At 40.7% G+C, this 16,945-nt stretch carries 15 protein-coding genes; 3 read left to right on the forward strand and 12 right to left on the reverse strand.

What is annotated here, in order from left to right; translation table 11 throughout:
• Nucleotides 1-262 precede the first annotated feature (262 nt).
• From HMPREF2794_RS00115 to HMPREF2794_RS00140, 6 genes are all read right to left on the reverse strand, one after another.
• The gene (locus tag HMPREF2794_RS00115; RefSeq protein ID WP_070750485.1) at nucleotides 263-739 is read right to left on the reverse strand and encodes a hypothetical protein; all 477 of its coding nucleotides are present in this window, start codon (nucleotides 737-739) and stop codon (nucleotides 263-265) included.
• Nucleotides 729-1,238: an RNA polymerase sigma factor gene (locus HMPREF2794_RS00120; RefSeq protein ID WP_010536135.1), complete on the reverse strand. Its 510-nt coding sequence runs from the start codon at nucleotides 1,236-1,238 to the stop codon at nucleotides 729-731. The genes HMPREF2794_RS00115 and HMPREF2794_RS00120 overlap by 11 nt, the downstream gene beginning before the upstream one ends.
• 61 nt (nucleotides 1,239-1,299) lie before the next feature.
• Nucleotides 1,300-2,073 carry an acetylglutamate kinase gene (gene argB, locus HMPREF2794_RS00125; protein ID WP_010536134.1) on the reverse strand — a complete coding sequence of 258 codons (774 nt, stop codon included), beginning with the start codon at nucleotides 2,071-2,073 and terminating at the stop codon, nucleotides 1,300-1,302.
• A gap of 121 nt (nucleotides 2,074-2,194) precedes the next feature.
• On the reverse strand, nucleotides 2,195-4,087 hold the full coding sequence (gene speA / locus HMPREF2794_RS00130) for a biosynthetic arginine decarboxylase (RefSeq protein WP_010536133.1): 1,893 nt from the start codon (nucleotides 4,085-4,087) through the stop codon (nucleotides 2,195-2,197).
• A gap of 116 nt (nucleotides 4,088-4,203) precedes the next feature.
• On the reverse strand, nucleotides 4,204-4,731 hold the full coding sequence (locus HMPREF2794_RS00135; RefSeq protein WP_010536132.1) for a shikimate kinase: 528 nt from the start codon (nucleotides 4,729-4,731) through the stop codon (nucleotides 4,204-4,206).
• A 114-nt stretch (nucleotides 4,732-4,845) separates the two neighbouring features.
• On the reverse strand, nucleotides 4,846-5,448 hold the full coding sequence (locus HMPREF2794_RS00140) for a nitroreductase family protein (RefSeq protein ID WP_010536131.1): 603 nt from the start codon (nucleotides 5,446-5,448) through the stop codon (nucleotides 4,846-4,848).
• Between the two features lie 138 nt (nucleotides 5,449-5,586).
• Here HMPREF2794_RS00140 and HMPREF2794_RS00145 point away from each other — a divergent pair, with 138 nt between their 5' ends.
• The 3 genes from HMPREF2794_RS00145 (at nucleotide 5,587) to HMPREF2794_RS00155 (ending at nucleotide 8,232) form a co-directional block, all read left to right on the forward strand.
• On the forward strand, nucleotides 5,587-6,222 hold the full coding sequence (locus tag HMPREF2794_RS00145) for a ribonuclease H1 domain-containing protein (RefSeq protein WP_010536130.1): 636 nt from the start codon (nucleotides 5,587-5,589) through the stop codon (nucleotides 6,220-6,222).
• Between the two features lie 65 nt (nucleotides 6,223-6,287).
• On the forward strand, nucleotides 6,288-7,124 hold the full coding sequence (locus HMPREF2794_RS00150; protein ID WP_070750487.1) for a C40 family peptidase: 837 nt from the start codon (nucleotides 6,288-6,290) through the stop codon (nucleotides 7,122-7,124).
• On the forward strand, nucleotides 7,072-8,232 hold the full coding sequence (locus HMPREF2794_RS00155; RefSeq protein WP_010536128.1) for a putative phage abortive infection protein: 1,161 nt from the start codon (nucleotides 7,072-7,074) through the stop codon (nucleotides 8,230-8,232). Before HMPREF2794_RS00150 ends, HMPREF2794_RS00155 begins: the two co-directional genes overlap by 53 nt.
• Before the next feature lie 8 nt (nucleotides 8,233-8,240).
• On the opposite strand, the gene HMPREF2794_RS00160 is transcribed toward HMPREF2794_RS00155, so the two are convergent.
• From HMPREF2794_RS00160 to HMPREF2794_RS00185, 6 genes are all read right to left on the reverse strand, one after another.
• Nucleotides 8,241-8,666, reverse strand: a complete 426-nt coding sequence (locus HMPREF2794_RS00160) for a GtrA family protein (RefSeq protein WP_010536127.1) — start codon at nucleotides 8,664-8,666, stop codon at nucleotides 8,241-8,243.
• Nucleotides 8,667-8,695: 29 nt separating this feature from the next.
• Nucleotides 8,696-9,871, reverse strand: coding sequence for a glycosyltransferase family 87 protein (locus HMPREF2794_RS00165; protein WP_010536126.1), 1,176 nt, complete (start codon nucleotides 9,869-9,871; stop codon nucleotides 8,696-8,698).
• Nucleotides 9,856-11,757 (reverse strand): glycosyltransferase 87 family protein, encoded by a 1,902-nt coding sequence (locus HMPREF2794_RS00170; RefSeq protein WP_029425206.1) that lies wholly within the window; start codon nucleotides 11,755-11,757, stop codon nucleotides 9,856-9,858. The genes HMPREF2794_RS00165 and HMPREF2794_RS00170 overlap by 16 nt, the downstream gene beginning before the upstream one ends.
• A complete protein-coding gene (locus HMPREF2794_RS00175) occupies nucleotides 11,754-12,542 on the reverse strand; it encodes a polysaccharide deacetylase family protein (protein ID WP_010536124.1) in 789 nt (262 codons plus the stop codon). Before HMPREF2794_RS00175 ends, HMPREF2794_RS00170 begins: the two co-directional genes overlap by 4 nt.
• Nucleotides 12,543-12,605: 63 nt before the next feature.
• Complete coding sequence (locus HMPREF2794_RS00180; protein WP_010536123.1) at nucleotides 12,606-14,441, reverse strand: ABC transporter ATP-binding protein; 1,836 nt, start codon at nucleotides 14,439-14,441, stop codon at nucleotides 12,606-12,608.
• 135 nt (nucleotides 14,442-14,576) lie between these two features.
• Complete coding sequence (locus tag HMPREF2794_RS00185) at nucleotides 14,577-16,667, reverse strand: virulence-associated E family protein (RefSeq protein ID WP_010536122.1); 2,091 nt, start codon at nucleotides 16,665-16,667, stop codon at nucleotides 14,577-14,579.
• Nucleotides 16,668-16,945 lie beyond the last annotated feature (278 nt).

A 16,945-nucleotide genomic window follows, 5' to 3' on the forward strand; every position in this document is an offset into this window, starting at 1 on the left:
CCGTGTAATCCGTGCCTAAATATATTCTTTTCCGCACAAAAAGAAACAAACTGAAAAACAGCCGGTTTTTCGGATTGATCCAATTAAATCCAAGAAACATCCCCAAAACATAAAAGGGCTACTGCATCTCGCGGTAGCCCATTTATTTAGTTAGTTTCATTATAAAAATTTGAGAGAATTGAAAACTTCACAGTTTCGCTTTCGATGTTGTTTTAATTAAAGCACACTAACTATATTATATGTTTAAAGCAAATGAAAATGTCTATTCTTTCATAACCTGCACCTTATTGATCTTCGCGAGGCTATCAGCCAGTGCCTGATCTGCCTTCAGCTCATTTGACAGAGCTACCGACGGTGCGGTCACTTGTTTACCAATGGTATCCGTTGCCAAGACTCTTCCTTCATCTCCGGAAAATGAATGTTGTGCCACATTTCCTAAAGAAAGGATAATTGCAATCACGGCAGCAGCTTTGAACAGAGGAATAAATCTGCCTGTCAGTGTCAGACGCTTTGCCTTCACTACCGGAGTCTCCACCTGTGCCAGAATACGTGCGTCAAAGTCTTCGCCCAGTCCTACTTCCTGCTGAACCTGCTGATATACAAACAAGTTCTTATAGCGGAGCAAATGAGCAGGTACGTCTTCCCTAGAGAAGAAGTCACGCAACACAGATTCCTCCTCAACAGAAGTTTCGCATTGCCAGTATCGCTCAAGGAGCTGTTCTATATCCTTATAATCCATATTCGTCAATTTCTAAATACCTTTGTTTTACCTTTTGTCTGGCCCTGAAAAGATTCACTTTAACTTGTTCCTCTGTCAGATTCAGAAGGGTTGCAATCTTCTTATAGCTTTCACCTTCAATGTCCCTCAGTTGCATGATAAGCCGCTGTTTTTCGGGAAGCTCGTTCACCAGTCTGTTGATAATGTTCATTTTTTCATCATGAACCAACTGGTCATACGGACTATTTGCATCAGGTTCTTCCTCCATTTCAGGAGTGATTTCCACGTTCTGAGCTTCTTTCTTTTGGCTCCGGTCTATTGCCAGATTCTTTGTTACAATCAGGCAGTAGGCTTCAACCGATTCAAATTGCGACCACTCATCACGCTTGTTCCACACTCTTATCATGGTGTCCTGAACGACATCCTCGGCTTCTGCCCTATCCAGGGTTATTCTGAGCGCCAGTCGAAAGAGTTTGTCCTTCAATGGCAAAATATCGTTTCGGAAGCTGATTTCTTGCATCTCTATAATAATGACGGGCTAGGATACGAAAAGTTACAGATGCCCATTACTTTTTTTTGAATTATTTTTTTATCCGCGTTCCTTCGTTGTTCTTAATTGCTGATGCTAAGGTAATTACAACTTCCGTAACTCCTGCATTAATTGCTTCAAAAGAGTTCTCCAACTTCGGAATCATACCGCCTTGAATAACGCCATCGGCTACGTATTGTTCGAATTCGGCACGGGTAATCTCAGGAATCACGCTATCATCGTCATTCTCGTCACGCAGTACCCCTTTCTTCTCAAAACAGTACACCAACGTCACGTCAAACAGCGCCGACAAAGCCTTTGCCGTCTCTCCGGCAATGGTATCCGCATTTGTATTCAGCATATTACCTTGACCATCGTGTGTCAACGGTGCCATCACGGGTACCACTCCTTTATGAATCAGATCAGCCAGCAAAGAAGCATCTACCTTCTCCACATCGCCCACGAAACCATAATCAACCTCTTTCACCGGACGCTTCACCGATCGGATCACATTCATATCCGCCCCGGTCAGTCCAAGAGCGTTCACTCCACGGGCCTGCAGCCCGGCAACGATATTCTTGTTTACCAGACCGCCATACACCATCGTTACCACTTTCAATGTTTCCGCATCGGTAATACGACGGCCATTTACCATTTTGCTTTCAATACCTAGTTGTGCGGCAATCTTTGTTGCCGAGCGACCGCCGCCGTGAACCAGCACTTTATGTCCGCTGATCGCGGCAAAGTCATTCAACAACTGAAGAAGGGTGGCTTCCTCTTCTACGATTTTTCCACCCACCTTAATTACAGTTAGTTTTTCTCTCATTTTTATTCTTATTTTAGGCACGGATTACACGGATTTCACGGTTTTAGTTGTGTAAAAACACAAAGCAACTATACAATCATGCGAAGCTACCGTGAAATCCGTGCAATCCGTGCCTAATTATCTATTCCAAATAAGTATATCCGTAAAGTCCCGAACGATAATTGGACAAGAACTCTTTGCCTTCTTCCAATGATATCTTTCCTTCTTTTACAGATTTTGTCACCCATGTTTCAAGGGTACGTACCAGTTTCTTCGGATTATACTGCACGTAGTCCAACACTTCCGCTACAGTTTCACCGTCAATGATCTGTTCGATACTGTATCCTTTTTCATTCACAGAGACATGAACGGCATTCGTATCACCAAACAGATTATGCATATCTCCCAAAATCTCCTGATAAGCTCCGACTAAGAAAACAGCCAGATAATAAGGCTCGTTTTTTTTCAGGCTATGAACAGGCAGATAATGAGCCACATTACGGGTAGAAATGAAGTTTGCAATCTTACCGTCCGAATCGCAGGTGATATCCTGCAAGGTAGCCGAACGCTCCGGTTTCTCATCCAGCCGCTGAATAGGCATAATCGGAAATATCTGATCAATCGCCCAGGAGTCGGGCAATGACTGAAACAATGAGAAGTTACAGAAATATTTATCCGCCAGCAGTTTAGACAATCCGCGGAATTCATCCGGGGCATGTTTCAAACCTCCGGCAATCTGATTAATCTCCCGTGTAATTGACCAATACAGACGTTCAATCTGAGCACGTGTCTTTAAATCTACAATACCATGACTGAACAAGTCGAGAGCTTCTTCCCGAATCTGTTGTGCATCATGCCATGCTTCCAACATCTTGTTCTGGTTCAAAGTATCCCAAATACCATATAGTTCCTGCACAAGTTCATGCGCATCCGGAGCGATTTCTTCCTCATCATCCCATTCCGGCAGGGTCGCTGTTTCGAGCACCTCGAAAATCAGCACAGAGTGATGTGCCGTCAATGCCCGTCCACTTTCGGTAATAATATTCGGATGTGGGATACCATTCTTGTCACTGACATCTACCAACGTAGAAATAGAGTCATTCACATATTCCTGAATGGAATAGTTCACACTCCCTTCACTATTGGATGAACGGGTTCCGTCATAGTCGACACCCAGTCCGCCGCCAATGTCCACAAACTCCACATTGAAGCCCATAGAATGAAGTTGCACGTAAAATTGAGAGGCCTCACGCAAGGCAGTTTTAATACGACGAATCTTCGTCACCTGACTGCCGATATGAAAATGAATCAGTTTCAGACAATCTTTCAAGCCTTTGCTTTCCATGAAGTCAAGTGCTTCGAGCAATTCGCTGGAAGTCAATCCGAACTTGCTGGCATCACCTCCCGACTCTTCCCATTTTCCGCTACCGGAAGAAGCCAGTTTGATACGAATACCGATATTGGGCTGCACATTCAGCTGTTTCGCCATTTTGGCTATCAGTTTCAGCTCATTCATCTTCTCTACTACAAGGAAGATTCGTTTGCCCATCTTCTGGGCAAGCAATGCCAATTCAATATAACTTTCGTCTTTATATCCGTTGCACACAATCAATGAGTCAGAATCCGTATTAACGGCAATCACAGCATGAAGTTCCGGTTTGGAACCGGCTTCCAGTCCGAGATTGAACTTCTTTCCGTGGCTGATAATCTCTTCGACCACAGGCCGCATCTGATTAACCTTAATCGGGTAGATGATAAAGTTCTCAGCTTTATAACCGTACTCTTCCGCCGCCTGCTTAAAACAGGAAGACATCTTTTCAATACGGTTGTCCAGAATATCCGGGAAACGCAACAACATGGGAGACGCCACATCCCGCAATTGTAACTCGTCAACCAGCTCCTTCAGGTCGACGGTCACTCCATCTCTCCGCGGTGTAACAACAACATGACCTGCGTCATTGATACTAAAGTACGAAGTACCCCAACCAGTAATGTTGTAGAGTTCTTCAGAATCTTCAATACGCCACTTTCTCATTTTCTATTATTCAGTGTTTTTAGTAAATAATTGGATGGCAAAAATACAGATTTATCTACAGGCTGCCAATTAATTGGATATTATTTCTTTCAATCGGTCTATATAACCGGTCTCTTTTATATTTTCAGCAGTTCTTGCAGGCGTTGTACAGATGTCTCAATCTGCCGGCGATCTTCCAGTTCGTCCGCATCAAAAATATATTGTGCCTGCCTATAAAAAGGTGCACGTTTTTCAAGTGCCTGAATAATGAAATCCATCAGTTCATCGTCTTGTCTCCCCTGAAGAATGGGACGTTGCTGTTTGGCAATACGCAAACGCCTGAACAGCACATCGGGATGAACATTCAGGAAAACGGTTTTTCCTGTCCGGTTCATAAACTCCATATTATCAAAAAAGCAAGGAGCTCCCCCGCCTGTAGAGATAACGACATTCTCAAACTCAGCCACCTCGTGAAGCATATTTCTTTCTATTTCACGAAATCCGGCCTCCCCCCGTTCTGTAAACAGTTCTCCGACGGTCTTATGAAAACGTTCTTCGATATACCAGTCCAGGTCAATGAACGGAATATTCAATTTGCGGGCGAAAGCCTTGCCTAATGTTGTTTTTCCGGCACCCATATAGCCGGTAAGGAAGATACGAACCATAAATGATTAATTTTGCTCACAAAATTAATCATTTAATGAAGAATGAAGAATGAAGAATGAAGAATTTTGGTTGCCATCACTCTAAATTCTTCATTCTTCATTCATCGTTCTTCATTATTTAAAGACTTTTATCCGTTCTTCCAGTGGTTGAAATTCTTTTTCTCCCGGCTGATTGACAGGTACTCCAAATGGCATTTCTGCTATCAGGTGCCAATGTGCGGGCAAATTCCATGCACGGCGCACTTCATCATCAATCAACGGGTTATAATGTTGCAGTGAGGCACCGAAGCCTACATCTTCAAGCATCACCCAAACAGCCAGCTGATGCATCGCTGAAGTCTGCAATGACCATCCCGGGAAATTTTCCTGATAAGACGGGAAAGCTTCCTGAAGTCCCTTCACTACCGTCTGATCTTCAAAGAACAGCACAGTGCCATATCCACAGGCAAAGGAATTGTCTATCTTTTCTTCTGTTTTTGCAAAAGCAGCTTCGGGTACAATCTTCCTCAACGCATCTTTTACGATATTCCATAACTTTTTATGAGCTTTGCCAAGAAGAAGCACCACACGGGTAGATTGTGAATTGAATGCCGACGGCACATGTCTGACTGCCAGATTGACAATGCATTCAATTTCCTGATCCGTAACAGGTGACTGGCCGGTAATTGAATAATAACTCCGACGATTCTTCAAAGCTTCACTAAAAGTTCTTTCCATAATAGCTCCTTTCTTAATTTTATTTTCTTAAACTCCTTATAAATTAGAACAAGCATCTCCGCCAACTTGTTCGATTCCGGAATATATTTGTACCTTCGCGCCGTCAATGCTATTGACATAATCATTCATTATCAGAAAATGGCTAAAGAAAAGTTCTACGTAGTATGGGAAGGAGTGACACCGGGAGTATATACTTCCTGGACAGATTGCCAGCTCCAGATCAAGGGTTATGAAGGTGCAAAATATAAATCGTTCGACACTCGCGAAGAGGCGGAACGTGCACTGACTTCCTCGCCTTACGCCTACATTGGTAAAAATGCGAAGAAGAAATCGGAAGCTGCCCGAACCGGTTCCGACACTCTGCCTGCTTCTGTAATTGATAATAGTCTGGCGGTTGACGCGGCCTGCAGTGGCAACCCCGGTCCGATGGAATATCGGGGAGTGCACGTGGCAAGCCGTCAGGAAATCTTTCATTTCGGTCCGATGAAAGGCACCAATAACATCGGAGAGTTTCTGGCAATCGTACACGGGCTGGCATTATTGAAACAGAAAGGGTTCGATATGCCCATTTACAGTGACAGCGTGAATGCTATCAGCTGGGTACGACAGAAGAAATGCAAAACCAAACTTCCCCGGAATGAGGAAACTGAAGAACTGTTTAAAGTGATAGAGCGGGCAGAGAAGTGGCTCAAAGAGAACACTTACACTACCCGTATCATTAAATGGGAAACCAAGGAGTGGGGAGAAATTCCGGCAGACTTTGGCAGAAAATAATAGTAAAAAAGCATTCTCATTTTATTTTTTATTATATTGCGGTGCTAATAAAATTGTAATTGCCTATGCAAGATACCGGTATTATAACTTTTTCAGTCTGTAATGTGCACCAAGCGGAAGATTCATCCTCAGAAATGTTGACGCAAGGTTTATTAGGAATGAAAGCCATTATATTGGAGCGCCGGAAATGGATTAAAATCAAACTGGAAAATGATGAAAATGAAGGATGGGTACATCCTAGAGCTATAGCCTCCTTGGCCTCCGATGAGCAATGGACAAATTCATCTAAAATCATCATAACAGCCCACTATGGCTTCTCTTACACACAACCTGACATTTATTCTCAATGCGTTTCAGATCTTGTCTCCGGAAATCGCTTACGACTTCTCAAAGAAACAGATGCTTTTTATAAAGTAGAATATCCAGATAAAAGACAAGCATATGTACCAATTGCCATCTCTCAAAAAGAAGATGAATGGAAAAAACAAAATCAGCTTGATGCCCCCCATATACTAGCAACTGCTCATTCCTTAATGGGGATTCCCTATATTTGGGGAGGTACTTCTGCAAAAGGAATGGATTGCAGTGGATTTGTAAGATTATGTTTTTTATTGAACGGAGGTTTAATACCACGAGACTCATATCAACAAGCACAACTAGGAAAACGTTTAGAAGTAAAAGAAGATTTATCAAACCTCCGACCAGGTGACTTGTTATTTTTTGGCATACATGTCCCTGAAAATCCCATATCCGGGGTACGCCATATTGGTATTCATATTGCCAACGGACAGTATATTCATTCACAGGGATATATACATATTAATAGTTTACGAAAAAACGATCAAGACTATGACGAAGAAAACACAAAACGATTCTTATTCGCTCAAAGATATTTTGTCTAGCATAAAGGCTTTCCTCTGTAAATATTGGTTGGTTACTATTATAGTAATATGGTGTGCACTTGCCCTAGCCATGCCATACTTTCTTTCACAGTTCTCTATCATTGAGCTGGGTATTCCTGGAACTTTAGGAGACACCATTAATGGATTATCAGCTCCTTTTTTAACTATTTCAGCCATTTTTCTTACTTACAACGCGTTCATGGTGCAATACAGAGCAAATAAGACTCAAGAAAACTGGAATAACATACAACATAAAGATATTATCAAGGACAGATTTGAAAGCAAATTATTTCATTTCATTGATTTATGGTCACAGCAAGAGTGCATGTGCAAAATAAATGGAGTAGGAGAAGGAAAGCAAGCCTTCCATTTCATGTTTTATGAGTTCAAAGCAATCTTATACTATGTAAAGAAAGCCGATTTATATGAAGGAAATCGAAAAGAGATATGGGAGCTTTACCTTGCTTATTATCTTTTTATAGACGGCGCAAGCCGCAGTTCTATCGAACGATTACAAGTTGACATTCCAGAAATGTGCAAGCATTGTAAAAATGGCATTCAAAGTATTCTTGAGCTTAATGATGAATTATTAAACCTACAAGATGCAATATTAAATCAGAAAGAAAAAAAACGTGAAGACAGAATAAGTATATATATGCTTTGCGACTATAAAGAGAAAGCCATCAAATACTTTGACGGACATCGGCATCGCCTGGTACCTTTTTACCGAAGCCTTTGTATGATTATACAGTATATCTATACAGGCGAAGAGGCAGAAACTGACGATACTAATAGAATTAAAGAAAGAACATTCTATCTACATATACTTTGTTCGCAATTATCCGAGCACGAACTAGCTTTACTACTCATAATGTACAGCTTCGGCAACAAAGAGCATTATTCACCCATAATCAGTGATAAACATAAAAATGTCCACTTCCATTTTCTCAGAAAAATCCTCCAACAATACATTAATCCTAAAATGAACTGTCGACGAATAACAGAATTTACTTTAGCGATCAATAATCGAGTAGCCCAGGAAAAGGAAGCTGATACTCTAGCAAATCTTCATAAGTGCTCTAAGAAGGTTTCAAACAAAAAAAGATAATAATACGATTATAAATTGTTAGCCACTTGTTCTTTCTTATGTTTGAACACAAAACGGAGCATTACGAAGTTAACAGGTACAGCAACAGCCAATACGAATAATGGAGCTATTTCCTGATTTACATCCAGAGACAGGAACAGGTTGAACAATCCCATATGTATCAAGTAATTCACAAGATGGCTTCCTCCAAATCCCAAAGCTTTCTTGAGAGAAGGATTACTGCGGAAGGTAAAATAGGAAGTCATAAAGAAATTACAGATAAAACTTGTTGCGTAACCAATTGTATACGCAATATTCAGATTCACCAGCTCATATTCCTGCAATACAAAATAAACCCCATAATGTATGCCGGCTGCTAACGATCCCACCGTGCAATAACGAATAAACTGATAACGTTTACTCTTTGAATGAAAAACAGATTTAATAATTTCCATTAGTTAGTAGTTTTAGTTTTATTGTTTAGTTAAGAAGTCTCTATTTTCTCCGACGAACACGCGAAGTTCTGAGTCAATTGTTCCCACACTATTTTTAACCAGATTAACGTACAAGGCAAAGCTTTCAAAGCATAAGGCTTCACATAATCCATTCTTATGAATCTAGGAAAAAGATCGGTAGTAGACAAAGAAGTCAGCAGAATGCAGAATATAAGTAAAAACAAGTTTAGCCTCGGCGTAGTAACCTGTGTCGGAGTTTTCACATACCAGATTCCAACCGCAACCATAGCAGTCAGATAGCCATAAGTTTCTGTTCCGGTGCTGAACAGTACCATAAACAAAAGTGCAGAAGATAAAAATAAGAACCTGAAAGATTCATTTTGATATTGCCGGATACGTAAATATGGAAGAGCAAACAATAGCATTCCCGGAATAATAATCCATAAATCACTAAAAGAGGCTCCTGTTATCCGATGCAGCATACCCAACAAAGATATATTCTGATTAATTTTAAATTGGTTCAACTCATTTTTATAAATAAGTACATCAAACCATTCCTTATAAGAATGGACTACATACTCAGGAGAAGCATACAGCATTGGTAACAGAAAAACAACCACCCCCCAAAAGAGCAAGCTAGCTACAAACCTCATTTTATGCTTGGAAAATAAGAAAAAAGCCAATCCTACCACTCCATAAAGCTTAGTCATAACCCCAAATACAACCATCAAAGCAGCCCATAAATCCTTTTCTTTCTCAATCAATACATACGCAAAAATAATCATAGCCGTAATACCTATGCTATATTGCTGAGACAAAACCGCTGTAAAAACGTCATTTACAGAAACTAATATAACAACAGCAAATTGCCACTTTTTCAAATCTAACTTGCTGATAGCATAATAAAGGAAACCACAATTCACCATGCACCAAAGAACCATCCCCAACGGTCTGGGAAGAGCCGCAAAAGGAGAAATCAATGCAGTGAAAGAAATACCATACAGAAAGAAATCCTTTTGTTCCTGAAGATATTCTACATATAAAGGAGAAGAAGATATTGCATGCCAAAAAGACTGGCTAAATATAACATAATTGCTATACGTCCCCTTTATCATCAATGACAAACTACAAGCCAGTCCTACCCCCATCCACAAGATGAATAGAAAGACCGGATTCTGCACATATCCTTTCAACCTCTCCAACATATCATCAATAAGTTTTTTAGTTCATTTACAAATACTCCCTTTTTCATATCAGGCAACATCACCTCACTTCTTAAATCTACAGGAACCTCTTTGATGAAAGTGGTATCATCAAGAGAGGCTTTATAGATAAACTCCGTATCAAACAAGAACTGTTTAATACGTGTGGACGCAAGAAAAGCTTTTCCCTTACGGTTAAAACCTTTCAATCCCCCTTGTGTATCTGTGTGGGTCAGCCCTAACAGCATAAAGTTCAAGAAACGTGAAGCATGGCTCGCCAGCTTTCTGCGGGTAGAAAGTTGCGAATAATACGTATGATTACGATTTGCTACAACTACATCATATCCCGCCTCAAGATATTTAATCACCTGACAAACAGACTCAATCTTATATGGAAAATCATAATCTGTATAAAGAGCCAGCTCTGAATCAGAATATGCTATACCATCACGAACAGCAGCCCCTTTCCCTTGATTTGTCTTATTGTCTACAATGATAGTGCTGGGTAAGTTATTTGTCAAACGAAGTACGGCTTCTTCCGTAAATCCGCGTTTGGAGCCATCATTTACTACGATAAAGCGAATGTCATACCCGTCCAGCATCGCTTCCAACTCTTTATGTTTTTCAATCAGTTGCTGCTCCCATCCTTCATAAGGATTATAACAGGGCAATACGATGTCAATGCGTTCATTATCTTTTTTATGTAAAAAAGGAGTTGGAGTTCTTGATGCATAGTCCTGAGTTAATTGTTCCCAGATAATTTTAAACCAAATAATAGTACACGGGAGAGCTTTAAGTGCAAATGAAGTTATATATTCGGTTCTGAAATGTTTCGAAAAAAGGATACTGCTTGAAGACGCTGCCGTCAACACAAAACAGAATAGCAACAAGCATGTATTCAGCACAAACGTTTTTTTATACGTTGGCGTACTTACATACCATATACCCACACCAATCAAAGCTCCCACATATCCACATTCTTCCGTTCCCGTACTAAACAAGACCATAAATAACAAGACTGATGCCAAAAACGAAAGCCGAAAATTTCTATTCTCATATTGTCCAATACGAAAATAAGGTAATAAGAATAAAACAATTCCAGGAATTATCAGCCACATATCACTATATTCAACAGCATGAGTGATCTTTCGAACCATTCCTAATAAAGAGATATTCTGATAAAAGCTCAACTCATTAACATCATCCTTAACTAAAAGAATACTAACCCATTCTTTATAAGAATCAAATACATACTGTGGAGAACTATAAAACATTGGAACTACAAATAGAACTAATCCCCAAAACAGAATTCCCCACAGAAAATATAATTTCCTTTTAGAGAAAAGGAAGAAAGCTAACCCTACAACCCCATAAATCTTGGTTAATGTGCCTAAAACAATCATCAACGCCGCCCAGAAATCTTTTTTTCTCTCTACAAGAATAAAAGTGAAAAGAATGAGAGCGGCTACTGCCGCATTATATTGCTGAGTAACAACAGCTAAATATAAGCCATTATATGACAACCATATGATAATGGCAGTTTTCCATCTTTCAAATTCTAACTTCTTTATAGCAAAGTACAATAAGAGAGCATTAAACAAACTCCACAAAGCAGAACCCACCATGGTTGGCATGATTGAAAAAGGAGCAATTAACAAAGTAAAAGGGATGCCATATAGAAATAGATCAAAATATTCTTTGGGATATTCTACATATAAAGATGTCTGCTCCAAAGCATGAAAAAATGAACGCGAAAATATCAAATAGTTATTTGCAAGTCCTTCTGCCCAGCTGACCCAAAATCCCCTGACAGCTACCCCCAACCACAAGATTGCTAATACAATAGGATTTTGCACTAACATTAATATAAATCTTATTATATTTTTCATTTTATTATAGCCTTGCTTTGTTTTATATAATCCATAAAACGACCCAAAGTAATATTCTGTTTCCTAAAATATAGGATGAAAGCATCCAGTCTTTTTTCCATTCCTTCTCCCGCATGATTTCGTATAATAAATGGCAGTTTCCACTCCGGATGTTCATTTAACGGATAAAACTCCCACGGATGAAAGTATGTTACAAAATATCCATCATGTCGATGAGTATATTTACACAGCCAACGATAAAGCGAAGCGGGCAAATTATGACATGAAAGCCAAAATAAAGGGAAGCGTAGCAGAGGAGTAACTGACGCCGGCATTTGGATTACACTATCTTTTATGAAAGGAGTACGGGGAGTGGAAAGCCGCATATACCTCCCCGGAATAAATGTCGGATTTAAAGAAGAATTATACACATATCCAGCATCATGAATAGCCTTTTCAGACACCGGCATCATTCGTGCCTGTCGATAGCCATACACTTTGGTTCCGATAATTTCCTCTAACTGATCTTTTGATGTCTTTAAATCCTCCACTTTAAAGGTCCAGTGATAGAAGCCATGAGAAGCAATCTCATGCCCTTCCGCTTGAATACGCTTTATTATATCAGGAGCATGAAGAGCAAAGTTCGCCGTACAGAAAAAAGTAGCTTTCACTTGATTCCGCTTCAAGCAGTCCAAGATTCTGTTAGTTCCCTCTACAGAAACCTTGATTTGCTCTTCCATTGATATATCCACCTGATGTTCCCTGGGTACATCGAATTCCTCAATGTCAAAACTTAGTAAAATCATTACGAATAAAGTCTAGTTTATGTTTGTCTATTGTGAAATACTGCAATTTTGCAGCCACAACTTCTATAATGCTTGCATATCGTTCAGCCTTTTATAATAACCATTTAATTCCAATAATTCCTCATGACGTCCGCGCTCTACAATTTCCCCTTCATAAAGCACGCAAATCTCATCGGCATTTTTGATCGTAGAAAGACGGTGGGCGATCGCAATCGTGGTACGCGTCTTCATCAGTCTCTCCAGCGCCTCCTGCACCAAACGTTCAGATTCAGTATCCAATGCAGAAGTAGCCTCATCCAGAATCAGAATGGGAGGATTCTTCAGAATAGCACGGGCGATACTAACACGTTGTCTCTGACCACCGGAAAGTTTGCCGCCACGGTCACCAATATTCGTATTATATCCTTCCGGCTTTTCCATAATAAAATCATGGGCATTGGCAATCTTAGCAGCTTCTATAACCTGCTCCATAGTTGCATTTTCTACGCCAAAAGCAATATTATTGAAAAATGTATCATTAAAAAGAATGGCTTCTTGATTCACATTACCGATCAAACTTCGTAAATCGGCAATACGCACATCTTTAATACTTGTACCATCGATGGTGATATCTCCTTCCTGCACATCATGATAACGTGGCAACAAGTCGACAAGCGTTGATTTTCCTGAGCCTGACTGTCCCACCAGGGCCACAGTCTTACCCTTTGGCACTGTCAGATTCACATGCTTCAACACCTCTCTTTTACCATCATAGCTAAAGCTTATATCTTTAAACTCAATCCGATCATTCATTCCAGTCAATGGCTTCGGATTAGGAATTTCCTTAATGTTGTTCTCAGCCTTTAAGATTTTGTCTACACGTTCCATAGAAGCAAGCCCTTTCGGAATATTGTAACCAGCCTTGGCAAAGTCCTTCAACGGATTTATCACGCTATACAAAATAACCATGTAAAATATAAACGTCGGTGCAGTCAATGAAGAATTATGTCCCAAAATCAAAGCGCCACCAAACCATAACACAGATACAATCAGGATTGTTCCCAAGAATTCACTCATCGGGTGAGCCAAGGCTTGCCGCATAGCCACTCTGTTGACCGCATCACGAAGCTCATTACTGCACCTCGTAAAACGATTTATCATTCTGTCCTCTGCTATAAACGCTTTGATAATACGCAAACCACCCAATGTCTCTTCCAGTTGAGACATTGTATCGCTCCACTTACCTTGTGCCTCCAATGACTGGCGCTTTAGTTTTCTTCCGACCTTGCCCATCAGCCAACCCATAGCCGGCAATACCAGCACAGTGAAAAGAGTTAACTTCCAGCTGGTAGCAATCAATGTTATAAAATACAATATAATCATGATAGGGCTCTTTATCAGCATATCCAAGGAACTGGTAATAGAGTTCTCTACCTCTCCCACATCACCACTCATACGAGCTATAATATCTCCTTTTCTCTCCTCTGAGAAAAAGCCCATCGGCAAACGCATCACCTTCGCATATACCATAATACGGATATCCCTGACAACTCCTGTACGCAACGGAATCATTACGGCTGAAGATGCAAAATAACAGGAAGTTTTAAACAAAGTCATCAAAGCCAGAAACAGTCCCAGAAAAATCAAAGCTGTAGTAGGACCATTATCCTGAATCATCTGCGAAACATAATAATAGAAATTGTTTATTGCAACATCTTTAAAACCGGCAGTTCCCCATTCCATGTACTCATATACCTTATTGTTTTCTCCTGTTTTAAACAGAATATCCAGAATCGGGATTAACAAAGTAAATGAAAACACATTGAATACAGCTGACAAGATATTCAGCAAAATAGCCCATCCGATATACTTCTTATAAGGCGACACAAAGCGTCGCATCAGTTGCAAAAATTCCTTCATTATTTGAAATAAAATAAGTTAAGGCTGCAAAGATACAATAAAACTGTCTAACAGTTGAAGGTTTCTTTCAATAATTAATACGAATTATACAATAGACGCCTTCTTGACCAATGATTAGCCCATTCCACACAAATACTATTCATTATCAGAGTGCATGGGCACCACATGATAATAAACCCCATGAGATCTCCGGTACGACTTCACTCCCAACTTCTGCAAAATACGCCCAAAATAAGATACTTGCCGAGGTGAAAACTTCATTTTACTAGCCTTCTGTATTCGTTGTAACAAGTCTGCAGCGAGCAGCCACTCCCCTTCCTCTTCGTCGCCTGCCGCCCGATAATACACCTGAAACAATTGCTCAATTGCAGGAGATTGCTCAAACTCCTGATTAGATTCCGTCATAATAGCTTCCTCTTCTGCATCAAACCAATATCGTTCATTTTTATAAAGTGCCGTCATTGCTTGTGCATAAAGCTGCTCATAATCAATGGGGCGCACCACATCAATCACTCCCGTCACTTCGACACCGATAAAACGGCGACTGCCGGAAGTGTCTGTCAGCAAGTCTTTATGATTACTCGTTCCGATAAAAGAAGCATATCGGCGGAGTGATTCCACAGCTGACGCATTCGGACGGCGGGTATTAACAACCGGTTTTTGCAGAATATGTTTAAGGAATGACTGTTGGTTGACTCCTATCTGATCAAACTCATCCATATTAATGAGAAGAAAACGATTCAGATACAATTCGGCATCCCTTTTACGGCCAAAGTCAATGCTGTCCGTATAATACGCCTGCAAACACGGAGGCAGAATCAGACGGCAAAAGGTGGACTTACGATATGCCTGCGGACCAATTAAAATAGGTGAAGTACTGTTCGCATGATTTTTGTCAACTCCACGCCAATGCGCCACTGTACTGAGAAACCAACGACGAAACAGTTGTCCCCAATGAGGATTATCACAGGGAACTCTTTCGGCCAAGTCACGGATATGGTCTTTACCATCCCAGCGGGGAAGATCATAAAGAAACTCCTCGACAGGGTGATAAACGGGAACATGATCGGAATTCAGATATCGAACTACATCCTTATCCCAAAGTTTGATGCCCTCATACATAGCATTCATCGTAATACTTGCCATCACCCGCTTATCTATCGGACGAAAATAAAAGTTGAAACTGTTCCGTTCACGATACTCCACGCACGAAGTCAGCTGGTTGAACCGAAACTCATAGCGGCGTTTCATAAACTCATCCGTCTGCATGACGAACAATTGCTCCGGCAACAAACTACTTTTATCGGCAAATCCCCCGCACGTATTATACACGTTTTTCACTGTCTCACGAATCAAAAATTCATCTTTCGGCAAACGGTAATGACCACGCGCCCATCGCACGGTATCTTCCTGTGGAATGCCGGCACGAAAACACTGCTCAGCCAGGCAAATAAGCAATGAGTGTATATCATCGCCCGGACGGTATCCCTTTTGTTCATCCAATGCCCGGGCAAATGCCGCCTCAAAAAGAACAGAAAGCGCTTCGTAACTATCATATCCCGGCACAAGCCGCTGTAAAGGAGAAACTTCCGCCTGTACTTGTTCCCGATAGGTAGTTTCCCCCGGCAGAGAGGCGGGTTGCTTCAGGTAAACAGGCATCGCTTCGGGATTGAAATACAATTCCGGATCGAAAGTCAGACGGCAATACTGTTCCAGCGAAGGTTCTCTCAGTTCGATGTCAAACGGAAGTTGGGGCTGATAATATTTCACAGCCAGACGATAAGCATGCGCATGAAAGACTTCCGCCTGTTCGCGATTATCAGGCAGACGATTATCGGGATACGTAAAACGAACCCATATTTTTACAGACTTTCCGGAAGAACCAATAAAAGCAAGATAAGTTTGCGGCAATTCCTTCACACGCTCCTTCACCTCATCAGCTTCCATATGTCCGGACAATCCGTTGACCTGAAGCATAACGATTCCATTATATTCAGACATTGCCATCACTCCGTTTTCCCTGACAAAAACAGCAGCCGGAAGTATCTTCGGTACTTTTTCTATATAATCATTTTTATCACCGGGAAGCATATAAGGCAGGACTTCTCTCATATTAGAGACCGGCTGTGCTTTAGTTTCCTTTTTCATCTGCTCTACGAGCCGCTCAATCTTCAACGTACGCATCGTATTGACTTTGCCATCGTCTCTCACTTGTGTTATTCTCATTTTTCTTTAGCTGTTTGTCCTGCTTGTGTGTAGGGCATTATATATTTTGCACAAAAGTACTGTAAACATTCTATGTAAACAAGTTTCTGATCACAAGTTTCATCTCTGCCTCCTCTCCTCTTCTACTAAAAGAAAAAAAATTTAGTCTCACGGTCTCATTACTTTTACGCAATTGCCAAGTAGTTAATGTATTATAGAATGAGAGATAAATTTCACAGAGGTATCTCTCATTCTTTTCTCACTGGAATCGTAAGCGTCTCGGCGATGCCGTGTTTTTC

The organism is Bacteroides sp. HMSC067B03, from assembly GCF_001811315.1.
GTDB classification, from domain to species: domain Bacteria; phylum Bacteroidota; class Bacteroidia; order Bacteroidales; family Bacteroidaceae; genus Bacteroides; species Bacteroides faecis.